Source organism: Aquimarina sp. MMG015 (genome assembly GCF_018100855.1).
GTDB lineage: Bacteria > Bacteroidota > Bacteroidia > Flavobacteriales > Flavobacteriaceae > Aquimarina > Aquimarina latercula.
The window spans coordinates 78,703-100,929 of the sequence record NZ_JAGJEB010000015.1 but is presented as its reverse complement, the minus strand read 5'-3'; the positions used below and the strand labels follow the sequence as shown (position 1 = coordinate 100,929).

Genomic DNA, 22,227 nt, shown 5'->3' with positions numbered 1-22,227 from the left:
ATCTTTTATTAATGATTTACGGCTTCTCCTGCTCCGCTCGGTATTCTAATATTTTCTACAATTTCTTGAACATCTTGAGGTGGCGCCGCAGTGAGTTTACAGACTACTATAGAAACTATAAAATTAATAACCATAGCTACTGCACCAAAACCTTCTGGAGAAATACCAAACCACCATTCACTAGATGAAGGAAGTGTTTCATCAAACCAACCTAATTTATATTTTATCATATACAATAGCATACATAAAATACCAACTACCATTCCGGCTATTGCACCTTCTTTATTCATTCTTTTATAAAAAATACCTAATACAATCGCTGGAAAAAATGATGCTGCTGCCAAGCCGAAGGCCAAGGCAACCACTGCTGCTACGAATCCAGGTGGATTAATACCAAAATAACCAGCAACACATACCGCTGCTACTGCAGAAAGACGTGCAGCGATCAGCTCTCCTTTTTCAGAAATATCCGGCTTAATCATTTTCTTTATCAAATCATGAGATACTGAAGAAGAAATCACAAGTAACAAACCAGCTGCTGTGGATAAAGCAGCTGCCAATCCTCCTGCAGCAACTAATGCTATTACCCAGTTTGGTAGATTTGCAATCTCAGGATTCGCTAAAACCATAATATCTCTATCTACAAAAAGTTCGTTTTTCGTAGCTGCATTAACATTTGTAATTACTCGTTCACCTTTTTCGCCGCGATTTTTTCCATCAAATACAGGTTTATTCTTATTCCCTTCCACCGCGTGACCACTCGAATATTGGACTTGACCATCTTTGTTTTTATCTACCCATCCTAATAAACCAGTATCTTCCCAGTTTTTAAACCAAGCTGGCAGTTCTTCATACTTCTTATTCTGAACTGATTCTATCAAATTGGTTTTTGCAAAAACCGCAACTGCCGGTGCAGTTGTATATAAAATTGCAATTAAAAGAAGTGCATATCCCGCCGATTTACGAGCATCTTTTACTCGCTTTACAGTGAAAAAACGAACAATCACGTGTGGTAAACCTGCTGTACCAACCATTAAAGCCAATGTTATTGCAAAAACATCTAATAATGATTTAGAACCATCAGTATAAGCTGCAAAACCCAGTTCAGTACTAAGTCCGTCTAACTTATCTAATAAATACATTTCGGAGCCGTCAGTTACAGTACCTCCAAATCCTAATTGAGGAATTGGATTCCCTGTCATTTGAATAGAGATAAAAATTGCTGGAACCATAAAAGCAAATATCAAAACACAATATTGTGCTACTTGTGTATATGTAATTCCTTTCATTCCTCCTAATACCGCATAAAAAAGAACTATAATCATCCCAATGATTACACCTGTATTAATCTCAACTTCTAAAAAACGAGAAAAAACAATTCCCACGCCTCGCATCTGTCCTGCGACATAGGTAAAAGAAACCAACAAAGCACAGAACACCGCTACTGATCTAGCCGTTTTAGAATAATATCGATCGCCAATGAAATCTGGAACAGTAAATTTCCCGAATTTACGGAGATATGGTGCCAATAATAATGCCAACAGCACATAACCGCCAGTCCATCCCATTAAATAGACCGCACCGTCATATCCCGCAAAAGCAATGATTCCCGCCATGGAAATAAAAGAAGCAGCACTCATCCAATCCGCGGCTGTTGCCATACCATTAGCTAAAGGTGATACTCCACCTCCAGCAACATAAAATTCTTTGGTAGATCCCGCTCTTGACCAAATTGCAATACCTATATATAATGCAAACGTAATTCCTACGATAATATAAGTCCATAATTGAACATTCATAATTTTATATCTTAAATTGTTATTTTAATTTTATTTAACCTTTGGTTATTAAACACCAAGGTTAGTTACAAGCAATAAAGCCTCATTCAACGTGTGTGCTTAATTTCTAACCACAACAACAAAATTCTAATCAGTATCATATCCGTACTTTTTATCTAGCTTATTCATTAACCGAACATATACGAAAATCAAGATCACAAACACATAAATTGAACCTTGTTGAGCAAACCAAAAACCTAACCTAAAACCTCCAAGTCGAATATTATTTAAAGCATCTTTAAACAAAATTCCTGCTCCGTAAGAAACTAAAAACCAGATAGCAAGTAGTATAAAAAGGTATTTTACATTTTCCTTCCAGTACGCTTTTGCTTTTTTCCTTTTTTCTGTCATAATATTAGATTTTATAGATAAATCATTGCTTGCAACGTTAATAATCCTTGGGCACTATTATCGCCATATTTTGTATTTTGATACTCTAGTGTTAATTTAGAGTTATGTCCGCTGATATATGCATTTGCTCCAATTCCAAAACTTGTAGCATTATCATCAATAGCATCTATAGATCTGGTTTTAAACAATGCATAAGGTTGAAACTTTATTTTCTTATCTGTATTAGGAATCACATACCCAACATGGCTATACAACATGGATCCTGTTTCATACGTTTGTCCTAAAGTAAAATCTTTTCCATAATCATTATTTTGATAGGTTGCATATGCCGTAATTGCGGAGCCATTACTTCCTATAGGTGCATCATAAAAAGCATCCACAGCTAATATAGCTACATCTTCTCCTTCTAATGTCCCATCATCGTTAGCAAGTACGCTACCATCTGGATGATAGAAGAATCCAGCACCAACATTAAAGACTTTCTTACCACCTAGGTACGTTCCTACTTTGTAAGGTAAGAAGTTTGATTCTTTATCCATAAAATTATATTCAAAATATCCTGCAAAGTTTTTACCTGCATCCTTAGATCCTAATAATCTGCGTCCTGCATAAACTGCCGAACCATTGGCTACTGGATCTACCGCATCTTGAAGATTGTTTGTTATAGACTCATTAACGGATACTTGATATGAGAAATTACCAAAAGATCCTTTTGCATAAACTCCAATATGTCGAGCAAACTGATCAGATAAACCAATAGTTGCCCAAGATTGTCGATTATTATCTAAAGTCATTATATTTAAAGTACTCTGATTATTTAATCTAGAAATACCATTCCAATAGTGCAACCCTGCTCCTATTGCATGATTTGTTCCTAAACTATATTGTACCCACACACCGTGGAAGAATAATTGAGAACTTTCGCCCAGTCCGGTTGGACTTTGATTATCCGCATTTAAACTATTAAGCCCAAAATGCGTAAGAATAAGAAAGTCTTTATTGATTTGCGAATACAAAAGTACTCTTGCACGTCTGATACTAAAATTAGTATTACTTACATCATCGGGGACATCATCATTATATTGAGCCCAGAACTGAGCCCACGATATTACTCTGAAATATTTAGACCCATCTTCATTAAGTTTCACTTTTAAACCACCAGTATAGTCTGGAGACCCCTGTGAATATGAATACTGAAAGAGAAATAGAAAAATCCCAACCAGCAATATAAATTGCTTTATCATAAAGTTTTAGAGATTAGATTAGTATTAAAATGATTGTGTGCACACTGCTAATCTCATAAAAAGAATGAGTTAACAAAAAAGTACTATACTTTTTTGTTAATTTAATATATCTAATTCCTAAATCGTTCCCATCTTATTAACATAAACTTATCTCCTAGTTCTGTAATTACGAAACCTGCTCCTGATAAATTAGTTGAGTTTTGAAAGTAAATCGACAACTCTGATCCACTGAGAATCTTATATGTAGGATGATAATTATGATTATAAGGCCTCTTTATATTATATTTTTTTACCCAATTCATAATGCTAACATGAGACACCCCCAAAACCCGTTCGATTTCTCGATAAGTTAACCCTTCTAAATACAGTTGCAGCGCTTTATTAACATAATAATCATCGATTTTCTTACCTATCTTATTTACCGAAAAATAATAATTGCAGGATTTACACTTGTATCTTTGTCTATTAGAAACTATTCCACTTTTAATATATTTGTTAGATCCACAGTTTGGGCAGGTTTCGATTTTCATATATATTAAATTTGCATAAATATATTAATTTAGCAATAAAAATTTAACAAACAATTACATTAAACACCAACAAATACTAAAAATAAATGTTATTTATATATAAAATTCATAATAACGAATGATTTTATCGGAAATTAGTATAATCGTATTTCAAAAAAATGGCAGACGAATTAATAGATATTTTAAATAAAAATGCTGAATCTACTGGAGAAGTTAGATTAAAATCTGAAGCACATCAATTAGGATTATATCACGCTAGTGTTCATATATGGTTATATACTATAGATAAAAAAGTTTTAGTCCAACGACGCGCTGGGAATAAGGATACCTATCCAAACCTTTGGGATGTTTCTGTTGCTGGGCATATTGGTGCCGGAGAATTTAAAGAAGATTCTGCTATACGTGAGGCTGAAGAAGAAATTGGGTTATCTCTTAAAAAAACAGACTTAGAGTTTATTGGAAATTATCTATCAGAAAAGCAACCGAACGTTCATATAATAGATAATGAATTTCATTATGTGTATTTAGCTAAATTAACTAAGCCAATAGAGCACCTTACATTGCAGAAAGAAGAGGTTTGTGATGTTAAATTAATTCCTATTCAAGTTATTAAAAATCATCTGGAGGATTTAGAAATAAAAAAGGAATATGTGCCTCATGATATCGAATATTATAATTTCATTCTTAAAGAAATCACAAATCGATTCCAATAATGCCGCGATTACTACTAACTATCGTAAATTCAATTGAAACCATTTAAACTATAGTATTTTTGTATTGAAATAAACAAATCAATAAATAAAAACTATGAAAAATTTAAATAACAACACCGTAAAAGAACTAAATGTCTTATTAGCAGATTATCATTTGTACTATCAAAAGCTAAGAAACTTTCATTGGAATATTACCGGGCGTAATTTTTTTGAATTACATCTAAAATTTGAAGAGCTATATGAAGATGCTAAACTAAAAATTGACGAAATTGCTGAAAGAATTTTGACTCTTAGAGCAAAACCTATTAGTAATTATAGTTCTTACTTAACTACTTCATCTTTAGAAGAAGCTGAAACTAATTTAATAGATCATGAAATGATAACAACTATACTTAAGGATCATGATACTATTTTAAAGCAATTAAGAGTTGTAACAAAAGAAGCTGAAGTAGCTGGAGATGAAGGTACCTTAGATATTACTGGCACATATATTGCTGATTTAGAAAAAACAAGTTGGATGTTAGACGCCTGGAATCAAAAAAGTTAAAACTTATATATTGAAACTAAAAATTTCCATTTTTTTAATAGGTATTACCCTATCTGTTAGTTGCCAAAAGAAAAGTCAACATGATTTTTTAAGTGTAAATCATTTATCAAATTCTTTAAAGGAAATATCTGGCGTAACCAGATTACCAAATGACTCACATCTATATGCTATTAATGATTCTGGAAATGATCATACACTTTTTCGTTTGCTTGAAAATGGAGAAATCTTAGATGAGATCAAAATCCCAAATAGCAAGAATATTGATTGGGAGGATTTGACCTATGATCATCAGAATAATTTATACATAGGAGATTTTGGGAATAATGAAAATAAGAGAAAGAAGCTTACCATTTATACTGTATCAGGAATTACATCAAATTCTCCTGAAACAAGCAGTATAGAGTTTACACTAGAAGATCAAAAAAAGTTTCCACCCTCTAAAAAGAAAAGAAATTTTGATATAGAAGCTTTCATATATAAAGATGGAAGCTTCTATCTTTTTACTAAAAACAGGAGTACTAAATTTAATGGTGAAACAAAATTATACAAACTCTTAAATACACCTGGAAAAAAGCAAGTTGCTAAACTAATTGGTACGTATAAAACATGTAGTGACCCTAATGACTGTTTTATATCTGGTGCCGCCATAAATTCCAAAGGAAATAAAATTGCTCTTCTTACTTATAACAAAATATTTATCTTATCAGACTTTGAAGGTGATCATCTATTTAATGGAAAAATTGAAAAAATAAAACTTAATCACTTCTCTCAAAAAGAAGGGATTTGTTTTAAAAATGACTCTACCTTATTTATTGTCGATGAGCGAAGAAAGAATTCCAAAGGAAAAATATATCAATATCAGCTAGAAAAATAATTACACTTAGTTATTCCAATCTTCCTCTAGCATAGCAAATTCATAATTATCTGACCAACCAGTTTTAAGTGGCAACACTTTTCTTTTATGACCTTCTCTAATCATTCCTATTTTTTCCAAAACTCTCACAGAACCTATATTATCTATAGCACAACCAGCTTCTACCCTATGCAATCCAATTTTTTCGAAACTAAATTTTAAAATTCTTTTAGCTGACTCCGTAGCATATCCCTTAGACCAATAATTAGGATGTAACTTGTACCAAATGGACCCTATACTATACTTAGGGTTTCCAATTTTTAGAGAAACTAAACCAATAAATTCTTTACTTGATTGTATATATATTGCAAAAACAAACTCTTTTCTCATTTCGAAATCATCTATCCATTCCTGAAGATATACATCTGTGACTTCTTTATTAGTAGGTATACCCAAAGCGTTATAAAGATCAACTTCTGGAACAGAGAGCAACTCATGAATTTTAGATAAATTTGACGTATCAACAATTTTTAATTGTAATCGATCAGTAAATAACTCCAACTCTTTCAAAATAATTTAAATTATAGATTATACAAGAACACTTACAAACTCTAAACTACCAAAATAAACAAAAAAGTTATTAACACTTAAGTACTTAAACTAAAGGTTTAACTTTTAATCGGCAAAAACAGTAAAATCAGCACCAAACAAATCAAAAAAAGTAGTACAAAACTTACTTTTTAACAATTAACAAGAGATAAATACGCTTTTCATGTTGATTATTAGCGCTTTATAGATTTTTTTATTAGTAAATTAGCTATTGAAGAATACTATATCGTCGTACTATTTTTCTCTATATAACCCCAAAATCCTATCTATATATGAAAGCTTATCCAGCTTATCTCTTGATGATATCTTTTTTTTCATCTGGTTTACTTTTTTCTCAACAAAACGTAACTAACGATGCTAACAAAGTTCATCAATACAAAATACATGAAACTATAAATAATAACTCAAAAACTGTCGAAAAAAAATTAGCTTCTTCTAATATTAGAAAAGTTGAATTGATTGAGAAAACCAAAATAAACAATAAAAAAGTTAAGACTAATTTAGAACCTGTTAATAAATCAACGAAACCAATACCAAGAACTACTTTAGATTTATTTTAAAATAATATTTTGTTTTGTGAGCAATTCATTGCTCCTTAATAGAAACTCCTAATATTTCGCATCTTATATTGGGAGTTTCTTATTTTCTCTCCTTTTTTACAAAATAATACTACAATATTCCAAACGGAATAGAACTCTAATTATCGTAAAAAACACCAAAACAATCAATTACAAGAAAATAGTTATTAACAACAAGAGGGACGCTTCATAAATTTAGTTGATAATCAACCTATTAGTAACACTATGTTTTTGAGATAAAAAAACCGTAAAACAAAAGTTATTAACAATAATATTCACAATAAAACAACATTAAACAAAGTCGAATAACACATTTTAATATAATTATTAATAAATTTGAAGGAAATAACCTACATGTTATATTAACCCCAAATACAATATTATGATAAAAAACTACATGCCCCTAAGTTTTGTTCTAATCCTATTATCTTCTTTTTCTTTTAGTCAAGAAAAAGAATTAAAAAGTCCTATTATTAATGACATTACATTAATAGCAAATACTACCTATATAGTTCCTAAAGAAATCCTGTTGACCAATGGCTCCATATTAACCATAGAAGAAGGTGTAATTCTAAAAAACAATAATAACCCAAAAATTACAATTAGCATTGAAAATGGTTCTAAAGTAATTGCCTCCGGTTCCTACGAAAACCCTATTACTTCAACATCAAACGAAGCTAACACCAAAAAACCAATGATAATTATGAAATCCAATACAGGTAAAAGCAATAATACCATAACGGATAACCATTTTCATTATAAATCTATAGAGAATCCAACTATATGGATGAATTCTCAACCTGCTATTCAAACAGAAATATCAAGTATACAACCTAATTTCTAGTTAATAATAAATTAGATTATTGAAAAACCGCCTAAGTTTAGTTCTTAGGTGGTTTTTAAAAACTTAGTCCTAATCCAAAAGTAAAACGTAAACCATCCTCACTACTAAACAAATTAAATTGTCCGGCAATTGTATCCAAAGCATTGACCCAAAATCCTCCTCCTATTGAATCGTGCCAATTATCCGCATCCTCACCATCAAACCATACTCTACCTATATCATAACCTCCATAAACCCCTAATTGCAATGGCAACAAACCTGTTTTAAATTTATTAAAACTATATCTAAGATCTCCGCTAAATGCCAACGCTTTATCTCCTGTAAAACGTTCTTCTCTAAAACCGCGTAAACTATTGATTCCTCCTAAAGTAGCCGCTTGATAAAATTCAAAATCATCTCCGATCAGAAATTCTGCTTGTACATCAGTTTTTAATACTAATTTTCGATTTTTAGTAATCGCGTTATAAAAACCTAATTTCGGACTTATATATCCAAAAGTTCTATCAGTATCATCTAAATTCATTTTAGAACCTCCTTGAAGTTTAAACAACATACCTCTAGTTGGATTAGCACTAATATCAGAACTTTTATACTCATAATTAACATCAATTCCAGCAAAGAACTTTCTTTCAAAAAAATCAGGATCCGATGTTACTAAACCTAATCCAGAAGTAATAAATCGTCCTTGAGAATCTTGTACTTCTACGCCTTCGTAGGATGCTGTAACAGTAAAGCCATTACCGTATCTACCATTTTTACCAATTCCAACATTTAGACCCCAAATACCCGTTTTGACGCGATTATAATCCAAGCCAAGATCATCATCAAGGTTCACTGTATTATTACCAAAACCAAAAAAGTTTTGCGCAAAATTTTCACTTGTATATTTTCCACCAATTACTAACCTCCAATCTCCTACTGCATTTAAGAATTCTCCTTTATAAGAGATATCATATCCTTCTGTAGCAAAATAATACGCTGCTTTAATCGTATGCTTACTCTGGTAGGGATTATTATTAAAACCTCTTACTGTATAAACATCAGTAACGTTTATATTAACTCCATCATCTGGATTAAACCCTATTAGTGGTGTCAATGTATTTGTCTTATCTATATACTTATTATAATCATAGGTGTTATGATTATAATTATTACTAAAGATAAATTTAGCTCCACCTTTTTTAACAACTGTATTAGGTTTTGACTTATGATCATAAACTCTTATTTGCCGCCCATTTTCTATTGTGTATTTATCATTATTTTGTCCTCCGACTATTCTCGTACAAATAGGGTTACTTCCTTTTCCGGTAACTATAAATTCATCATCATCATCCAAACCATATATCCATATTTCTTTAGTCTCTTTAGATAAAATAGTTCTTTCATAAAATGGTTCTTGAGGAACTCCATCTTTTATCCTTGAAATTTTAACGGTTGTACTATTATCGTTTCTTATTATTTCAAAACGATCGTCTTTATCCGTTCCTCTAATAATCACCTGTTTAGAAAGGTATTTATAATATCTCTCTGCTATATCTTCAATATTATCTCTTCTCTTTCTTAAATAGCCTTTAATTCTTTCTATCGTTGCATCCTGTAACTCTACAGGCAGGTTACTAAACGCTTTATCTATAGCTTCGTCATTAAGATTATCTTTAATATAATTTGCTTCTTCTAGCCATATTTTCTTACCAGAATTTTGTGCAAAAGTTCGATCTAATCTAATTCCTGACTCATTAATCCATCTTACATTTTTTAATTCGCCTTGATATACTTGAAACTTACGCGTAATAGGAACAATAAATTTTATAACACCTAAAAGTCCACCATCGTAATTAGAAAAGACTTGATCTCGATCTTTAGGAATTGGACGATATAATTTTCCTTTTTTTGTATCAAAACGAGACCATCTCCATTGATCAGAATGTCTGTCCCAATCCCCTAAAATCATATCAAACAATCTTGTTCGGATATAATGTGCTTCATCCATTTGATACTCTTCATCTTTTCTCAAATTTTTAAGTAAGTCATCTGTGCCTTCTATATCATCTGGCCTACCAAATGACGCTAAATCTTTGTGTTCTTTTCCAGGTCTTTCTTCTAGAAAATACATTTCATCACCAAAATCTTTGTTGTACTGTCCTAATGCTGGATGTTTAGGAATATAATACACTTTCGAGTTTGCATGATATACGTCGATTGCGTCCGCCAATCCGCCAACAACTAAAAATGCATAAGGATAACTAGAAGTATAGAAATCAGATAGAAGTTCTTCTGTAAAAGTGTCATCAAAATCGTCTTCTAAATATGTATCTTTAAATGCTCCTTTTTGCAGAAACTGAGTAACACTTTTTCTCATAGCCCTTAAACTATAACGTTTCCCTGTGCTATCTATCAGACGTAGTGATCTAGTAACTTGTCCTCCTCCTCGTCTATCAATAGTAAATCCTCCTAACAACGTATCTAGTGTAGCAATAGGAATTTTAATATCTGTACTGTAAACCTTTCTATAATGATCTCCCCATAAAGATTGATAAAAATTAGACTTTGCTGTTTCTTCTTTATTATATATGGCTGCAGAAATATCATTATCAAAAGAATTACTCAAATTACCACTATCATAATTTTCTGGTTGTTTATGTACATCTATTTGATATACCAATTTTATTTCTCCTTCTTCATTTCCATAAAAACGTACATTTGAGGAGCCATCTTTATAAACATCTAAAACTGCAAAACCTTGATTTGGGTAAGAGAACAATCCATCTTTTCCCAAAGTAGCTGCAGAAGCTTTGGATCCTGATCCTGAAACTATCTGCTTTAACCCTTTACTGTCAATATATTGCAATGAATGTTCATGTCCAGAAGCAAAAATAACTCTTTCACTATCCCTCGCCATAGTGGATAATCTTCTCATTAATTTATTATAACTTTCATTATACCTATCCTGAGGAGAAACACCTCCTTGTGACCTTATTTGAGTAACCAAAGAACCTAAGATAGGAAGAGGAATTTTCTTTTTAGAAGGAAATATATGACTTTTAAAACTGTATTTCCCTCCGTGTGGGCCATTTGTAAACATCGGATGATGCATTACTACTAAAACAGTTTTTCCATTATGCTTTTTAAGCTCACCTTGTATTTCATTTAAAAACTTATCTCTAGTTTTTATTTCACAATTATCATTTATTGTAGGATTTTTATTCCAATCAGCAAGATACCATTGCGTATCTAAAATAAGTAATTGAATTTGGTCACTTACTTCGATACTCTCAATAGGACATCCTTTTGAGGGTAAAAAAGATCTTTTATTACTTAACTTTTTTCTTACGTATTTTTCTTCTCGTCTTAAACCTTTTACCCCATCATTGTACCAATCATGATTTCCCGGAATAAAAACTACATCTCCTTTAAAAGAATCAGCAGCTTCTACCTGTGCATCTATCCTATGCTCTGACAAGGCTCTATCTTCTGATCCTTTTTCGGGCATCCCTTTCTGATATATATTATCCCCAAGGTAAATAAGGTAATCGTCAACAGTATTTTCTTTTTCTACAATTTGTTTTAACGCTTCTAATCCAGCTGTGCTTTGGTTCATTGAGGCATTTCCTGCATCTCCAACCAAATAGAAACTTTTTTCTATTTCTTTATTAGGTAATTTTTTTGGGAAATTTTCGTCTAAATATTGAGTCTGATATGTTGCGCAAGAGTTTAATAATAAAATTGAAATGATTAAGAACGTTTGTATATTTTTATTCATAATGGAGTACATTCATTTTTTTTAATTATTTTGGTTACTGAAAAATTATAACATGAACGAGTTAGTTGAAAAAACTGATAATTTTGTTTCTGAACTTTTTACTAAAAAACTTCCTGAAACCTGTATCTATCATAATTATACACATACCAAAAGAGTATTTAAAAGTACGAAAGAAATCATTGACAATACTAATATTTCAGAAGAAGATAAAGATATATTATTATTGACCGCATTACTTCACGATACAGGCTATTCTGAAAGCCTTGATAATCACGAGGAACACAGTGTTATTATCTCTAAAGCCTTTTTAAAAGAACAAAATATTTCTGACGATATTATTAATAAAGTATCTTCTTTGATATTGGCAACAAAAATGGAGCACAAGCCAAATAATTTATTAGAGAAAATTATTAGAGATGCCGATGCTTCTCACTTGGCTAAGGGGTACTTTAAGGAAACTAGTGAATTTTTAAGACAGGAATTTGAGTTTAACAACAAAGAAAAATATAGTAGCGCTGACTGGTTAAAGATTAATATCGATTTCTTAAAAAACAAACACGAATTTTACACAGAATATGCTTTAAAGAATTGGCAACCAAAAAAAGAAGAACATCTATTAGAAATACTTAATGAACAAACAGCTTTAAAAAAGAAAAAGAAAAAAGCCAAGTTGAAAAAGTTAGTTAAAGAAGAAAGTCCTGAAAAAGGCATCCAAACCCTGTTTAGAGTAACTCTTAGAAACCATTTAAAACTAAGTGATATTGCAGATACCAAAGCGAATATCTTATTATCTGTCAATGCTATTATCATTTCATTAGCACTATCTAATTTAATTCCTAAACTAGATAATCCTTCTAACCAATATTTAATTTATCCAACACTAATATTTATCGTATTTAGTATAATATCGATGTTATTATCGGTATTGGCTACAAGACCTAATGTTACTAGTGGAGAATTTACACGCAAGGAAATAGAAGAAAAGAAGGTTAATCTTTTATTCTTTGGTAATTTTCATAAAATGCCTCTTAATGATTACAAATCGGCGATGCATGAACTAATGGATGACAAGGAGTATATTTATGATACAATGATAAAAGATTTATACTTTTTAGGTAAGGTACTACATAGAAAATATAAAATCCTCAGAATTACTTATACCGTTTTTATGATTGGCTTTATTACTTCGGCATTATCCTTTGTAATTGCATTCAACACATTACAATAAAAGAAGTTATTTATTAATTTCTTTCATTAAATCTTCATAGGTATAATATTCTTTATCCTCTTTATTCTTGTTATAAAGAATATTCACTCTCAATGCTTTTAACCCAGTAACACCTTGTAAATCGTCCAATTCTACCACTTCTATCTCATCTTCTAAATAATTCTTGGACTGTAAGAAGTTGATATATTTGATGTATTCCTTTTCATCAGTACGCTGAGAATAGACAACAACCAATTTTCCTTTTTCAGTGATTCTCTGGTTTGTACCTTTAATCTTAGCTTTATCTACTCTTTTCTTAACTACTTCATATCTTGCATTATAAGTACCATCAACATCAAAACGCTTTTCATCCATTCTAAATCTTACTGATAATGAAGCATTAAAAACCAGTACCATAGAAGCTACATCCAACGGAACAGGTAAATCTTGTTTTAGTTGGTAGTACTCATTCTCCATTTCACACATTACCTGTAACTGCCATAACCTAAGGTTATAAAGATATATTTTATTGAAACTATTCTGTTTAGTAATAGACTCACCTATGTACATATTATGCTCTACTCCGTCAGTTTTAAATCGTTCAAAATAATGCGGGTACATTTTTTGGGCTTCCTTTTGTTTTTCATCTAACAATGCTGCCATCTTTTTATTAATCAACATAACAGATTCATCGTACGCTTTTCTATGCTTATATAGCATTTTAGTACTTTTATCTAATGAATTATTATATTGATTTATCAATCCCTCTAGTTCGATATTAGTTCCCTTTAAATGTTTGAATAACGGCTTAATTTCATTTTTTATAAAATTAAGAATTCGTTGTTCTGTATCTACCTGTAACTGAGAAGAAACTGAATTTATATAATTCTCTATTCTAAATTTAATTTGATCATAAATTGGTAAAGAATCTGTTTCTCTAACCTTATTAATAACCTTAGCAATAGCTTTTAATTGAAGTATTAAATCTTTTTGAACGGAACCATTTCGTGCCTCAGAAGATCCTTTGATATCAATCTGTCCAAATAAAGGATATACATCTTCAAAAACCACCTCTCTAAAAGAAGTTGGATTTTCTTCTACTTTGGATAAAATAAAACGCTTAGCTTCTTGTCTAAATTTCCAATATACACTTGGGTGTATAGAAGTACATTCTTGTTGGATAACCAGTTCTAATTCATCTTCGGCTTTAGCTTTAGATCTTAAAACGGAATCTACTAGATACGGCATAATATCTAACAGTTTGTTGGCATTGATACTATTTAACTCCTTAATATTAGGCGAAACAATTTCTAAAACTCCTAAAAGCTTTCCATTATCCTCGATTGGCGCTATAATTGCGCTTTTAATATTTTGCTTTGCCAGATTGCTGTACATAAGTTCATCTGGATAAGCATCGTGTATTTTTTGAATATTAGAAACTGCGAAAGGTTCTGATTTTTCAAATAGATATTGATAAGTTCCTTTACACAATGCTGTCTCACAACAGTCAGAAAACTTATCATATAGAATATAACTATCTATAGTTTTAAAAGGAACTCGTTCTAAAACTCTTTCTTCCTCGTTATAGTTAGAAAAACCAACTTTAATCTCAGGAAGGTTAAATATTCCTCTAAAAATATTCTGAAAACTTCCTATAAAATCTCCTTGTGTCTTATCGTACTTTAAAAGACTTGTTTTAAATTCTGATAAAGAAACATCGGCAGTTACATCAAATAAATTTGCGATAACAATTCCTTTAAATATCCAACTGTTAGGAGGAAACTTTTCTTTCCAAATCTCTACATTATCAAAATTATCAATTAAAACAGCAACATCTTCATCAGTAATATCTCTTGCATTATCTGTTTTAATTACTTCAATAAAATCACCGTTGTACAAAATTCTATAATGACGCATTATACCAGATGCATCTGGTATATCATAAAAGAAAGGTCTTCTAAAATCAATTTTATAACCGTAATATTGACTCAAAATTATACTACAACCCATTATAAAATAATGGTCTTCATCTAAATTTTTAATTTGTGGTTCAAAATCAGAACCCGCTGCCTTTACAATATTCTTGTAACGTTCAGTAGATTTTACTACTGTATTATTAAAAGGTATTGTTGCAATCTTTATTTCATTTTTTTGTAAAATTTGAGCAAAAGAATCTTCCAAAACGAATTCTATTTGCGGCAACAACTCTTGCACCCGTTCTTCTGTTCTTATCCCTTCTTCTAACTCCGGATAATCTTCAGCAATTTTTAAAATACTTTCCGCACGATCACGCAGTAATTTATTATCACTTTTTAAAAACTCTCTGTATTGGTCAAAGAATGAAGAGAAACTTATCCTAATATCCAACGGAAATTCATGCTCCAGCACCTTCATAACGGTTTATTTACGGTAGTTTAACAAAAATAACACAAAACCTTGTCACTTAATATCGGTATTAACAATTAATTAATTGAAAAGCTTACTTTATAAGACATTTATCAATAATTAATAGACGAATATTAATGTTCAACTAGGACTAAAAACAACAAAAAAATAATTTTCTTAGTAATTTCAGAACAAAACCCCATATTATCTATCTAATTAGACTCCAAACAAATGGTTTTTGTTACACCTATTACATTTTTTTATCTCCTTTATTTTCAGAATACAAATTAAATATTAACAAATACTTATATTTAAAAGTTAATTTTTGGGGTTTAAGGTCCATAATACATATTTTTACAGATCAAAAAAGAAATAGAATGAAAAAAATAGTACTGCTTGCTCTCGTATTGTTAATTGCAGCATGTCAAAAAGAGGAAAAGGGATATTCAATTACAGCTGAAACAAATGGGTTTGAAGATGGAGTTACAGTATATGTGAATGCAATAAACCAGTCAAACAGACCTACTATCATAGATTCTACTACGATAAAGCAAGGTAAATTTTCGATATCATTACCTGTGGTAGAAGATAATGATTTTAATTATTTAACCTTTAATGGGACGCCGCAAAATGTATTATTCCTTGCTGAAAACAATCCCATTAAAATGACTATCTACAAGGATAGTTTGCGATCTTCAATTATTAAGGGAGGACCTGAAAATCAATTATTTTTCAAGTACTTAAGTAAGATGACTGATTTTGGGAAAGAAAAACAAGAACTTAGTAATCAATATCAGATAGCCTCTAAGTTAAAAGAAACAGGAAAAACAGTTAACTTATCTAGAAAATTGCAAAAGATACGTGTTGACGAAAATAAATACAGAAGAGAAATTGCTGAAAACAATCCAAATTCGTTAGTAGCAGTAATGGCGCTTACAGATTTATTAAATCTAAAAGCTGCTCCCGCAAAACAAATTAAAAAAATATATGCTACTGTCCAGGATACCTTAAAAACATCACGATTAGGTAAAAACCTAGATCGATTAATAACAGCTTCTATTGGTAAAATAGATATAGGTAGTGAGGCTGAAGATTTTTCTGCTCCTAATCCTGAGGGAAAAATGGTTTCTCTTAAAGAATCCATGGGTAAAATTACTATAATTGATTTTTGGGCATCTTGGTGTAAACCTTGTAGAGCAGAGAATCCTAATGTAGTTAGAGTTTATAATAAATATCATGATAAAGGATTAAATATTATAGGAGTTTCTCTGGATAGAAAAAAAGACCATTGGACAACAGCAATCGATCAAGATAATTTAGAATGGAATCACGTATCCCACCTAAAATTTTGGCAAGATCCAATAGCAAAAGCCTATGGAGTAAGATCAATCCCCGCTACTTTTATTATCGATGATAAAGGGAACGTAATTGCTAAAAACCTTAGAGGTCCTGCTTTAGAAACAAAAATTTCAGAATTATTAGGAGAAGAATCTCTGTAGATTCGGAACGATAACAATTTAAATAAAAAAAGATCTGATAATCAGATCTTTTTTTATTTAAAGTTTCCCGAGTCGTTGCATGACAAACAAAACAATTATGGGGATTGCTAACAACCCTATCATTAAAAGGTTTTCTTGAAACAAAAAAGGGGCAAGAATTAATGTCACTACATATCCTCCAACTGCTCCACCAAAATGGGCGTCGTGTCCAATATTACCAGACCTACTCTTCATCCCATAAATTGAATATAGCAAATATCCAATACCAAAAATATAGGCAGGAATAGGAATAGGAATAAACATCAGATACAATTTCATTCCTGGTTGAAATAATATTGCAGAAAAAATAATTCCAGAAACAGCTCCACTAGCTCCAACAGCACTATAATGATACTCATCCTTATGAAAAAAGAGAGAAAACAAGTTCCCTACAATCAAGCTACAAAAATAGATTACAAGAAACTTAATATTTCCTAATGCATTAAGAACTACTGGTGCAAAAAAGTATAAGGTAAACATATTAAAAAATAAATGCATATGATCTACATGCAAAAAACCAGAAGTAAGCATTCGTATTTGCTCACCACGTCTTATACCTCCAATATTAAACTTATAGCGTTCCAAAAAAGAAAAATCATTTAATCCCTTTAAAGAAACTAGCACATTTACCAATATAATGGCAATTACTACTACATCAAGATTTAGCATACATAATATTTTATCATCCAAATATAATATATATTTCAACCCAATGAGTACCGAATTTATTTAGAAATAAGATGATTTTATAGTTTAGTAATAGTAAGCTAAAATAGATTATCTTTAGCCGCTAAAAATAGAATTTAATGCAATTAGTGATTTATAGTTTAGTATATCCCATACTTTGGATCATATCTAAACTACCTTGGAGATTATTTTACTTGTTTTCAACTTGTGTTTACATCCTTACTTATCATATTGTAAGGTATCGAAGAAAAACAGTAACAGAAAATCTAAACTTAGCTTTTCCCGATAAGGATACCAAGGAAATAAATCGTATTCGAAAAGCTTCGTATAAACATATGTGTGATATGTTCTTAGAAATGATTCGTTCTTTATCTATAAGTGAAAAAGAAATCGTAAAACGTTTTCATATTACCAACCTAGATGCTATAGTAGACTTAGAGAATAAAAATAAAAGTATCATTGCGATGATGGGGCATTATAATAGTTATGAATGGACCAATTCGATTGATTTAATAAGTAAGTTTAGATGCGTTGGGATTTACAAACCTATCAAGAACAAATATTTTGACAAGTTAGTACATAGAATTAGGGGCAGATTTAACTCTAGATTAATTCCAAGCGCTAAAGTTTTCAGAGAAATGACGATGGATCAAAGAAAGGAGAATCCTGAATTAAGTTTATATGGTTTAATTTCTGATCAATCACCTAAACTAAATAATGCAACATTCTGGACAGACTTTATGGGAATAAAGGTACCGGCATTTGTAGGAGGAGAAGTTCTTTCTAGAAGATTAGGTCTTAGTATATTTTATCTTCACGTAGAGAAGATAAAAAGAGGGTATTATGAGGCAACTTTGATTCCAATTTCTGAAGATCCAAAAAATGAAGATGAATATGCTATTACCAAGAAATTCACAAAACTACTTGAAGAACAAATCAAGCATAAACCAGAGAATTATTTATGGACTCATAAACGATGGAAACATCGCAATGCTAAACCTCCTAAGGATGCTGTAATTGCTTAAAATTTCACTTTTATTTAAGATTATACTAAGATTTTTGAACCTCAAATAATTTTATATTTGTAGGCTAAATTAACATAATGCAACTATTGGTATATCGCCTTGTGTATCCAATTTTATGGATTATTTCTAAACTACCGTGGCGTCTGTTTTATATGTTTTCTACCGGTGTATACATTCTTGTATATCACATTATTGCATATAGAAAGAAAGCTGTAACAGAGAACCTGATACTGGTTTTTCCTGAAAAATCTTCTGAAGAGATCTCCAAAATAAGAAAAGCTTTTTATAAACATATGTGCGATATGTTTTTAGAAATGATTAAATCAATTTCTATAAGTGATAAGGACCTTCTGGATAGGTTTAAAATTATTGATATCGAATCTCTTAAAAAACTAGAAGCAAAAAACAAAAGTATAGTAGTCCTAATGGCACATTATGCCAGTTATGAATGGGCTACAGTTACACAATTATTAATTAATTTCCCGACAGTCGGTGTTTATAAACAAGTTAAAAACAAATACTTTGACCAACTTGTACATCGCATAAGAAAGCGATATGATGCACGACTTATTGCTAGTTATAACGCTATGAAAGAAATTACAAGAGATAAGGTTAATGGTAAATTATGTTCCTATGCATTCTTATCTGATCAATCACCAAGTTTGACAAAAGCAACATATTGGACCGATTTTATGGATATCAAAGTACCTACCCATGTTGGTGGAGCTGTATTAGCTAAAAGACTAGACATGTCCGTTGCCTATTTACAGGTAGAAAAAATAAAGAGAGGGTATTACCAAGCTAGATTTATTCCAATTACAGAAAATGCAAAAAACTGCGAAGATTTTTATATTGTGGAAACTTACTTAAGAATGGTAGAGGAACAAATCCGTAAAGCTCCGGAATATTATTTGTGGACACACAAGCGATGGAAACATCGTAATGCAGAAATACCTAAAGATGCAACAATACATTAATCAAACACTCTTGCTAATTGGATTAACAAGAGTGTTCTGAAATAATATTAAATTCCTGCTATTTCTTTAAGAGTAGCAATTGTATCATTTGCTAATTGATCCGCTTTTTTCTGACTTAAAGCTTCTGTATATATTCTAATAATAGGTTCTGTATTACTTTTTCTTAGATGAACCCAAGAATCACTAAAATCCACTTTTACACCATCAACCGTACTAACTTCTTCCGCAACATGTTTATTATGAAATCCTTTTAAAATTTCATCAACATTTAATTCTGGAGTTAATTGCACCTTATTTTTACTCATAAAATAAGATGGGTAACTATTACGCAACGCACTTACACTGCACTTCTTCTCAGCCAAATGTGTTAAAAACAATGCGACACCAACTAGAGAATCTCTTCCATAATGTAACTCTGGATAAATAATACCACCATTTCCTTCTCCCCCAATGATTGCATTATTAGCTTTCATTTTTGAAACTACATTCACCTCTCCTACTGCACTGGCTTCATAAGTACCATTATGTTTTTCGGTAACATCTCTTAATGCTCTACTAGAAGATAAATTAGATACTGTATTACCTGGCGTCTTACCTAGTACGAAATCCGCACATGCAACTAATGTATATTCTTCTCCAAACATTTCTCCATCTTCACTCATAAATGCTAAACGATCAACATCAGGGTCTACAGTAAGACCAAAATCTGCTTTTTCCTTTACAACAAGTTCTGATAAATCGGTTAAATGTTCTTTTAGAGGTTCTGGATTATGTGGGAAATGGCCATTAGGCTCACAATAAAGTTCTACTACCTCAACCCCCATCTTTTTAAGTAGTTTCGGAATAGCTATTCCTCCAGTAGAATTAACAGCATCCACAACAACTTTAAAACCTGCTTCTTTAACGATTTCTGAGTTCACTAAAGAAAGATTCAACACCTCTTCAATATGCTTATCAATATAAGTATCATTTGTAGTTATTGAACCCAAATCATCTACTTCTGCAAACTGATAGTCATCATTTTCTGCTATATCTAAAATCTTTTTTCCGTTTTCTGCATTCAAGAACTCTCCCTTACCATCTAATAACTTAAGTGCATTCCACTGTTTTGGATTATGACTTGCGGTTAAAATAATTCCTCCATCTGCTTTTTCTAAAGGAACTGCTACCTCGACAGTAGGAGTGGTTGACAATCCTAAATCCACAACATGAATACCTAAACCTATTAATCCATTCATTACTAATTGCTGAATCATTGATCCAGAAATACGAGCATCTCTACCAACAACCACAATAGGATGTTCTTTATTGGTCTCTGCTTTTAGCCAGCTTCCATACGCTGATGCAAATTTAACTGCGTCTATAGGTGTTAAATTATCTCCTACTTTTCCCCCAATAGTTCCGCGAATACCAGATATTGATTTGATTAATGTCATATATCGATTGATTATTTTTTGTTTTTAACAAATGTACGTGCTACAAGTCATTACCACAACCCTATGATTAAAGTTTACATAAAAACAATAACAACTTTCCAAAAAATTGTAAATTCACATAATGAATTTTTTAGCCCATATCTACCTTTCTGGAGAAGATCAAGAACTTAAAATAGGTAATTTTATTGCCGATTCTGTTAAAGGAAAAAAGTTTGCTCAATTCCCAGAACGGATACAACAAGGTATTACTCTACATCGTAAAATAGACTCATATACCGATAGTCATCCAATTGTAAGAGAAAGTGTTTTGAGATTATTCCCAAAATATGGACACTACAGCACTGTTATCGTGGACATATTATATGATCATTATTTAGCTGCATATTGGAGTGATTATTCTAAAATTCCATTAGATAAATATGTCTCTGATTTCTATACGTTATTACAAGAATATTATGAAGTTCTTCCAAAACGAGTACAGGATTTTCTTCCCTATATGTTTCGTGACAATTGGCTACTTAGTTATGCTACAATTCCAGGGATAGGAAGAATTCTTTATCAAATGAACCATCGCACTAAAAACAAATCAAAAATGAACTTTGCCGTTGTAGAACTAGAACAGTATTATGATAAATTCGAAATAGAATTCCGATCTTTCTTTGAGGAGTTAGAATTATTTACAAAAAATGAAATGAGAACACTGTGAAAATATTATATCTTTTTTTATTATTTCTGATGTTTTCCTGTAATACAGGAGAACACAATGTTTCAATAAAAAATATATGTAATGAAGACGTTATTACAACTACTAAAAATGGATATACTAAAAATTACTACCCTAATTCAATAAACTTAGAAAGTCTTGGCCATTATAATAACGGAATTAAACAAGGTTTTTGGAAATATTTTTATCGAAATGGAAGTGTTAAAATTGAAGGGCATTATCAAAATGGTAAAAAACAAGGATATTGGAAAGAATATCACACCAATGGAAATGTAAAGTCTGAGGGACATATAGATAATTGCAAACCTTCGGGTTATTGGAAATTTTATGATAAAAACAACAACACAATTAAAGAAATTAATTACTAATAAAACATCTAAC

Annotated in this window: 20 protein-coding genes; 11 read left to right on the top strand and 9 right to left on the bottom strand. The window is 31.0% G+C overall.

The window, feature by feature from the left end:
- Positions 1–8: 8 nt before the first annotated feature.
- The 4 genes from J8L88_RS21465 to J8L88_RS21450 all read right to left on the bottom strand — a co-directional run bounded on the left by J8L88_RS21465 (position 9) and on the right by J8L88_RS21450 (position 3,963).
- A complete protein-coding gene (locus J8L88_RS21465; protein ID WP_027393971.1) occupies positions 9–1,799 on the bottom strand; it encodes a sodium:solute symporter family protein in 1,791 nt (596 codons plus the stop codon).
- A 126-nt stretch (positions 1,800–1,925) separates the two neighbouring features.
- On the bottom strand, positions 1,926–2,189 hold the full coding sequence (locus tag J8L88_RS21460; protein ID WP_027393972.1) for a DUF4212 domain-containing protein: 264 nt from the start codon (positions 2,187–2,189) through the stop codon (positions 1,926–1,928).
- Between the two features lie 11 nt (positions 2,190–2,200).
- Entirely contained in the window at positions 2,201–3,433 is a 1,233-nt protein-coding gene (locus J8L88_RS21455; RefSeq protein ID WP_211061806.1) for a hypothetical protein, read from the bottom strand.
- A 110-nt stretch (positions 3,434–3,543) separates the two neighbouring features.
- Positions 3,544–3,963, bottom strand: a complete 420-nt coding sequence (locus J8L88_RS21450) for a helix-turn-helix domain-containing protein (RefSeq protein WP_027393974.1) — start codon at positions 3,961–3,963, stop codon at positions 3,544–3,546.
- 158 nt (positions 3,964–4,121) lie between these two features.
- On the opposite strand from J8L88_RS21450, the gene J8L88_RS21445 reads away from it, so the two are divergent.
- The 3 genes from J8L88_RS21445 (at position 4,122) to J8L88_RS21435 (ending at position 6,097) form a co-directional block, all read left to right on the top strand.
- On the top strand, positions 4,122–4,676 hold the full coding sequence (locus J8L88_RS21445; protein ID WP_211061805.1) for an NUDIX domain-containing protein: 555 nt from the start codon (positions 4,122–4,124) through the stop codon (positions 4,674–4,676).
- A 94-nt stretch (positions 4,677–4,770) separates the two neighbouring features.
- Positions 4,771–5,223, top strand: a complete 453-nt coding sequence (locus J8L88_RS21440) for a Dps family protein (protein ID WP_118386586.1) — start codon at positions 4,771–4,773, stop codon at positions 5,221–5,223.
- A 10-nt stretch (positions 5,224–5,233) separates the two neighbouring features.
- The gene (locus J8L88_RS21435; protein ID WP_081415641.1) at positions 5,234–6,097 is read left to right on the top strand and encodes an SdiA-regulated domain-containing protein; all 864 of its coding nucleotides are present in this window, start codon (positions 5,234–5,236) and stop codon (positions 6,095–6,097) included.
- Positions 6,098–6,103: 6 nt separating this feature from the next.
- Here the strand turns inward: J8L88_RS21435 and J8L88_RS21430 are convergent, their stop codons facing one another.
- Positions 6,104–6,646 carry a GNAT family N-acetyltransferase gene (locus J8L88_RS21430; protein WP_118386587.1) on the bottom strand — a complete coding sequence of 181 codons (543 nt, stop codon included), beginning with the start codon at positions 6,644–6,646 and terminating at the stop codon, positions 6,104–6,106.
- 311 nt (positions 6,647–6,957) lie between these two features.
- On the opposite strand from J8L88_RS21430, the gene J8L88_RS21425 reads away from it, so the two are divergent.
- Both J8L88_RS21425 and J8L88_RS21420 read left to right on the top strand, forming a co-directional pair.
- Positions 6,958–7,245 (top strand): hypothetical protein, encoded by a 288-nt coding sequence (locus J8L88_RS21425; RefSeq protein ID WP_211061804.1) that lies wholly within the window; start codon positions 6,958–6,960, stop codon positions 7,243–7,245.
- Between the two features lie 400 nt (positions 7,246–7,645).
- Positions 7,646–8,107, top strand: coding sequence for a hypothetical protein (locus J8L88_RS21420; protein WP_162897349.1), 462 nt, complete (start codon positions 7,646–7,648; stop codon positions 8,105–8,107).
- Positions 8,108–8,162: 55 nt separating this feature from the next.
- Here J8L88_RS21420 and J8L88_RS21415 read toward each other — a convergent pair whose 3' ends face one another.
- Positions 8,163–11,867 carry a metallophosphoesterase gene (locus J8L88_RS21415; protein WP_211061803.1) on the bottom strand — a complete coding sequence of 1,235 codons (3,705 nt, stop codon included), beginning with the start codon at positions 11,865–11,867 and terminating at the stop codon, positions 8,163–8,165.
- Positions 11,868–11,919: 52 nt separating this feature from the next.
- Here J8L88_RS21415 and J8L88_RS21410 point away from each other — a divergent pair, with 52 nt between their 5' ends.
- On the top strand, positions 11,920–13,095 hold the full coding sequence (locus tag J8L88_RS21410) for a Pycsar system effector family protein (protein ID WP_118386591.1): 1,176 nt from the start codon (positions 11,920–11,922) through the stop codon (positions 13,093–13,095).
- Between the two features lie 6 nt (positions 13,096–13,101).
- On the opposite strand, the gene J8L88_RS21405 is transcribed toward J8L88_RS21410, so the two are convergent.
- Positions 13,102–15,468 carry a GAF domain-containing protein gene (locus J8L88_RS21405; protein ID WP_211061802.1) on the bottom strand — a complete coding sequence of 789 codons (2,367 nt, stop codon included), beginning with the start codon at positions 15,466–15,468 and terminating at the stop codon, positions 13,102–13,104.
- Between the two features lie 368 nt (positions 15,469–15,836).
- Here J8L88_RS21405 and J8L88_RS21400 point away from each other — a divergent pair, with 368 nt between their 5' ends.
- Positions 15,837–16,958: a TlpA disulfide reductase family protein gene (locus tag J8L88_RS21400; RefSeq protein ID WP_211061801.1), complete on the top strand. Its 1,122-nt coding sequence runs from the start codon at positions 15,837–15,839 to the stop codon at positions 16,956–16,958.
- A 57-nt stretch (positions 16,959–17,015) separates the two neighbouring features.
- Here J8L88_RS21400 and J8L88_RS21395 read toward each other — a convergent pair whose 3' ends face one another.
- Positions 17,016–17,666, bottom strand: coding sequence for a rhomboid family intramembrane serine protease (locus J8L88_RS21395; RefSeq protein WP_027393984.1), 651 nt, complete (start codon positions 17,664–17,666; stop codon positions 17,016–17,018).
- Positions 17,667–17,803: 137 nt separating this feature from the next.
- On the opposite strand from J8L88_RS21395, the gene J8L88_RS21390 reads away from it, so the two are divergent.
- Both J8L88_RS21390 and J8L88_RS21385 read left to right on the top strand, forming a co-directional pair.
- Positions 17,804–18,709: a lysophospholipid acyltransferase family protein gene (locus J8L88_RS21390; protein WP_027393985.1), complete on the top strand. Its 906-nt coding sequence runs from the start codon at positions 17,804–17,806 to the stop codon at positions 18,707–18,709.
- Between the two features lie 77 nt (positions 18,710–18,786).
- Positions 18,787–19,686, top strand: coding sequence for a lysophospholipid acyltransferase family protein (locus tag J8L88_RS21385; RefSeq protein WP_211061800.1), 900 nt, complete (start codon positions 18,787–18,789; stop codon positions 19,684–19,686).
- Between the two features lie 47 nt (positions 19,687–19,733).
- Here the strand turns inward: J8L88_RS21385 and glmM are convergent, their stop codons facing one another.
- Positions 19,734–21,122, bottom strand: a complete 1,389-nt coding sequence (gene glmM / locus J8L88_RS21380; RefSeq protein WP_118386595.1) for a phosphoglucosamine mutase — start codon at positions 21,120–21,122, stop codon at positions 19,734–19,736.
- Positions 21,123–21,243: 121 nt separating this feature from the next.
- Between glmM and J8L88_RS21375 the strand changes: the two genes are divergently transcribed.
- Both J8L88_RS21375 and J8L88_RS21370 read left to right on the top strand, forming a co-directional pair.
- Entirely contained in the window at positions 21,244–21,828 is a 585-nt protein-coding gene (locus J8L88_RS21375; protein WP_211061799.1) for an ACP phosphodiesterase, read from the top strand.
- Entirely contained in the window at positions 21,825–22,214 is a 390-nt protein-coding gene (locus tag J8L88_RS21370) for a hypothetical protein (RefSeq protein WP_211061798.1), read from the top strand. The genes J8L88_RS21375 and J8L88_RS21370 overlap by 4 nt, the downstream gene beginning before the upstream one ends.
- The last annotated feature ends 13 nt before the right edge of the window (positions 22,215–22,227 follow it).